The organism is bacterium (assembly GCA_040757115.1).
GTDB lineage: Bacteria > UBA9089 > CG2-30-40-21 > CG2-30-40-21 > SBAY01 > JBFLXS01.
Window position 1 is genome coordinate 1 of the sequence record JBFLYA010000260.1, and the last position, 5265, is coordinate 5265.

The 5265-nt window shown below is 34.5% G+C and carries 3 protein-coding genes; all 3 read left to right on the forward strand.

What is annotated here, in order from left to right; translation table 11 throughout:
• The first annotated feature begins 282 nt into the window (after positions 1-282).
• On the forward strand, positions 283-1653 hold the full coding sequence (locus AB1422_16490; protein ID MEW6620905.1) for an NCS2 family permease: 1371 nt from the start codon (positions 283-285) through the stop codon (positions 1651-1653).
• 566 nt (positions 1654-2219) lie between these two features.
• Positions 2220-3575 (forward strand): chromosomal replication initiator protein DnaA, encoded by a 1356-nt coding sequence (gene dnaA, locus AB1422_16495; GenBank protein ID MEW6620906.1) that lies wholly within the window; start codon positions 2220-2222, stop codon positions 3573-3575.
• 118 nt (positions 3576-3693) lie between these two features.
• On the forward strand, positions 3694-4791 hold the full coding sequence (dnaN, locus tag AB1422_16500) for a DNA polymerase III subunit beta (protein MEW6620907.1): 1098 nt from the start codon (positions 3694-3696) through the stop codon (positions 4789-4791).
• The last annotated feature ends 474 nt before the right edge of the window (positions 4792-5265 follow it).

Consider the following 5265-nt stretch of genomic DNA (forward strand, 5'->3'; position numbering starts at 1 on the left):
GGAAAACAACAAATTTCCATAAATTTCTATTAGTTTCTATTAATTTCAATTTTTTTAATAATATCTCCCTATCTCCTTAATCTCCACATCTCCTTTTGTTACACCACCTGAACGCTTACAAAAAAAGATATTTTCCTCTCTGTTTCTCTGCGTCTCTGCGGTAAAGGATTACCTGAACGGTTACGAAACTTTTTACTTGACAATAAAATAAGATTTATAGTAATATATATTCAGAAGGAGTAAAGAGCAAATTTCTAACGAATGCAAAGGAGGTAAAGATTAATGAAAGGGTTTTTAGAAAAGATATTCAATCTTCGGGAGAATAATACGACGGTGAGAAAGGAAATCATTGCGGGGTTAACCACATTTATGACAATGTCCTACATTATATTCGTTAACCCCATAATTTTGAGTGCAGGTCCTCTTGAAGGAGTAGGACCGGGTCTTGCACCTACCATTGCGGCAACATGCCTGGCGGCAAGTATTCTTTGCATTACAATGGGACTTTACACCAACTATCCCTTTGCCCTTGCCTCAGGAATGGGACTGAATGCGATTGTTGCCTTCCAACTTATATTGGGGATGAAACTTTCCTGGCAAGCCGCTATGGGTGTCATATTCATAGAAGGTGTGGTTATCACCATACTCGTGCTTACCGGATTAAGGGAGGCAATTATGAACGCCATACCAATGTCTTTGAAAAGAGCAATCGGTGTAGGTATTGGACTCTTTATTCTCTTTATTGGGATGTATGAAGCGGGACTGGTGAAACAAGGAACAGGCATACCAGTTACTTTAGGCGAATTAAACACCCCATCTGTCTTTGTTGCCATAATAGGCATTTTTATTACAGCCTACCTGATGGCAAACCGGGTTCTCGGTTCACTTCTCCTGGGTATCATCCTGACGACAATACTTGCTATCATCGTCAATTATACATCAGGACTGACTGTATTCAAGAACGCCGCTGTCATACCTATATCGCTCATAAGCCTACCGGACTTTTCTACTTTTGGAGCAGGCATAAACTTCGAGGTATTTTCAAAAGTAGGATTCCTTACAGCCATACTCACTATATTCTCAATTATGATGTCAGATTTCTTCGACACGATGGGGACAGTCATTGGTGTTGGGGAAGGAGGTGGCTTTCTTAAAGATGGCAAGCTTCCACGCCTCAATCGGGTATTACTTGTTGATTCTCTTGGTGCTACCTTCGGCGGATTAGCATCGGCAAGTTCTGTAACTACATACATAGAATCAGCCGCAGGTGTAGCCGAAGGTGGAAGAACAGGCTTGACATCCGTAATAGTTGGCATATTGTTTCTTCTTGGGCTCTTTTTATCACCACTAATCAGTATCATACCTGTTCAGGCAACCGCGCCTGCCTTGATACTTGTAGGATTCTATATGTGCAGTATTATCCTGCAAATTCCCTTTGCTGACTTTGAGGAAGGCTTTCCAGCGCTTATGATACTCGTGACAATGCCTTTCACCTACAGCATAACAAATGGTATTGGCATAGGCTTCATTGTCTATACCTTCATAAAGATTGTAAGAGGAAAATTCCGTGAAGTGCACTGGATGATGTATTTAGCATCCATAGCCTTCCTCATATACTTTACCACACCCCTTATTATGAGTCTTCTTCGTTAATTTGGCAAAAAGAGGAAAGTGGAAAAAGAATGCTAATGGACTTTGCTCATCCGCAGACTGTCAAAATCTCATTTTTGTTAAAAAAATCTACAAATTTTTTTAACAGATTAACTACTGATATCTCAAAGGGTTAACGCTATTCTGGTTAGCCTACTTGCCGATTGCAGGTTTATTTTTTATTTTTTTAGTTTGCTTTTTTTACAATGTGTGATATAATAAATATTGTACTATTAAATCCCCTCTAAAACTTATTCACACCTGTGGATAACTATGTGTGTAACTTTTAAAGGATTTGTGTGGATATAAAAAATTAAGTCCTTGCTTTTCAATTAACTAACTCACTTGTGGACAACCTGTGGATAAAAAATGAGGGAGGCTAACGAAATTTATTCACACCTGTGGATAACTATGTGTGTAACTTTTAAAGGATTTGTGTGGATATAAAAAATTAAGTCCTTGCTTTTCAATTAACTAACTCACTTGTGGATAACCTGTGGATAAAAATAACCTCAAAAATCCAAAATCCGCAATCCAAAATTCGAAATAAAAAAGGGAGGGGGATTATAATGGAAAGTGAATTATTCTGGAATGATATTGTAACAGCCCTTAAAAAGAACTTAACAAAGGAAAGTTTTGAATTATGGATTAAACCTGTTTGTGTAAGTTCATTTAGTGATAATCTTTTAGAATTAGAGGTGCCAAATAAATTCTTTAAGGATAAATTAGATGATAATTATAAAAATATGATTGAGGTAGTCGCCAGTGAGACCGCTGGTAGGAAAATTGAGGTGAAATTTGTTGTTACTTCAAAATTTAAAGAGACTGAATTAAATAAAATACAACCTGTTTCAGAATATATTGAGCATTCTATATCTTCTATCCCGGAGCATGATTTTCTAAATCCAAAATATACCTTTGAAAGTTTTGTTGTAGGTGAAAGCAATCGGTTTGCCCATGCGGCCTGCCAGGCAGTTGCCGACTCACCTTCTAAAGCTTATAACCCTTTATTTATCTATGGTGGTGTCGGATTGGGAAAAACTCATTTACTCCATGCAATTGGACATCAAATTAGAAATAATAAACCAAAGAAAAAAATAGTTTATGTTTCATCCGAGCAATTCATGAATGAGTTTATTGATTCGATTAGATATGGCTATGATAAAAGTATGAATTTTAAAAATAAATATAGAAATGTTGACCTTTTGTTAGTCGATGATATTCAATTTTTTGAAGGTAAGGAAACAACTCAAGATGAATTTTTCCATACATTTAATACCCTTTATGAATCCCGCAAACAAATTGTTCTGACCAGTGATAGACCCCCAAGAGAAATACCAACACTTGAAGATAGATTAATTTCACGATTTGAACAAGGTTTAATTACTGACATTCAACCACCTGACCTTGAAACTCGAATGGCTATTTTAAAAAAAAGGGCTGAAAATGAAAAAGTTGATATTCCTGATGATGTTATCTATTTTATCGCAACTAAAATAAAGGCTAATATTAGAAAATTAGAAGGAGCACTTATTAGAATTATTGCCTATGCATCTTTCCATAATAAAATAATAGATACAGCATTAGTTAGCAGTGTTTTAGAAGATGTTCTCGTTAGTAGTGAACCTAAGAAAATATCGATGGAGATAATTCAAACGACTATCGCCAGGCAATTTAAGATTTCACCCGCTGAATTAAAAGGGAAAAGAAGAGATGCAACCACTGCCTTGCCACGACAAATGGCAATGTATCTATGTCGAGAATTAACTCCACATTCTCTACCTGAAATTGGAAGAGAATTTGGAAAAGACCATACTACGGTCATTCATGCTTTTAATAAAATTAAAGATCTGATGGATAGTGATAAAAATATAAAGGAAACCATTGACCGACTTACAACAAATATTAAAAGCACAATCTTATAAAGTTATCCACAAAGTTATTAACATAGATATGTCATTGTAAATAATTAACTTAAAGTAGATATTAACACAATTCACAGTATTATTAATACTACTAATTTTTAAATTTAAGGAGGATAATATGAAAATAAAAGGTAAAAAGGAAGCATTATTGGAGGGTATTCAATCAGCTCAAATAACCTCGCCAAAGACAACTTTACCAATTCTCTCTAATATCCTTATGTCTGCAGAGGAAGAAAATGAATTAACCGTAATTGCCACAGATTTAGAACTAAGCATAAAGACCAAATTTGAAATAGAGGTATTAGAAAAAGGAAGTATCTGTGTTCCATTAAAAAAATTAATTGAGATTATCCGTGAGTTAGTAGATAAAGAAGATGTTTTAATTGAGGTAGAAGAAAATAATAGAGTGGTTATTTCATCTAAGGATTCCATATTTCATTTATTTGGTTTGCCTAAGGAAGATTTCCCATTATTTCCTGAATATAGTCAAGAAAAATCATTTAATCTATCTTCTACTTTACTTAAAGAGATGATTAGAAAAACAATCTTTGCTACGGCAATGGATGAGATTCGCTATGTTCTAAATGGGGTATTCTTTATTGTCAAAGAAAATGAATGTCGAATGGTAGCGACTGATGGACATCGTTTAGCTGTTATTAAAAAAACTCTACCGGGGACAATAGGTGAAGAACAGGAGATAATTGTGCCAACAAAGGCATTAACTGAAGTAAATAGAATCATTCCTGAAGAACAAAATGTCCAAATATCAATAGATAAGAATAAAATAGTGTTTCAAATAAATAATTTAATTATTGTTTCCAGATTAATCGAAGGCAAATTCCCTGATTATAAGAAAGTCATCCCTCAAGACCAGGATAAAACTCTAAAAATCAATACCCAACAATTAATTTCTACGAGTCGGAGAGTATCTTTAATGACAACTGATTTCTTAAAGTTTAATATTTGTAAAAATAAATTAAAATTATTTTCAACTTCTGAGTTAGGCGATGCAAAAGAAGAATTAGATGTGAATTTCTCTGGAGGAGACATAGAAATTTGTTTCAATCCTAAATATCTAATGGATATTTTAAAAAATATTGAGGATGAAGAAATAGTAATTCTTCTTAAAACTCCATCAACCGCAGGGATTGTCCAACCACTGGAAGAAAAAGAAGGCGAGGAATATTTGTGTGTCCTTATGCCAGTCAGAACATAGTGCTCTGTTAAACCTTAATTGATAGATAAATTGGGAAGGGAAAGAGATACTTGTCAGAAAAATATCGACCTGTGCGATTAGACTAATTCATCGTAGAGACGCAAAGGAAAAATAAATGTAAAATGTAAAATAGGAAATGAAAAATGGGAAATTTTAGTAATTCGCAAGACTCATTACCTTTTAGTTATACATTTTCATTTTACATTATCCATTTTACATTTAACCACACAGGTGGAAAACTCCTAAATATATCCCCTTATTTTCTTTATCTTCATATCTCCTTTTTGGACACAGGTTAATAGGGTTCTGCAAAATGCCACTTTTTTGTCATCTCAGCCTCAAATTGTCATTCCCGCGAAAGCGGGGTATGTGTTTAGCGTATTTATGCATTGGATATAAACCTGAAAGGTTTAAATTTTACATAACCGTAGGTGAAACCTACGGAAATGGACATCTACGATGTCTCTCAACCCT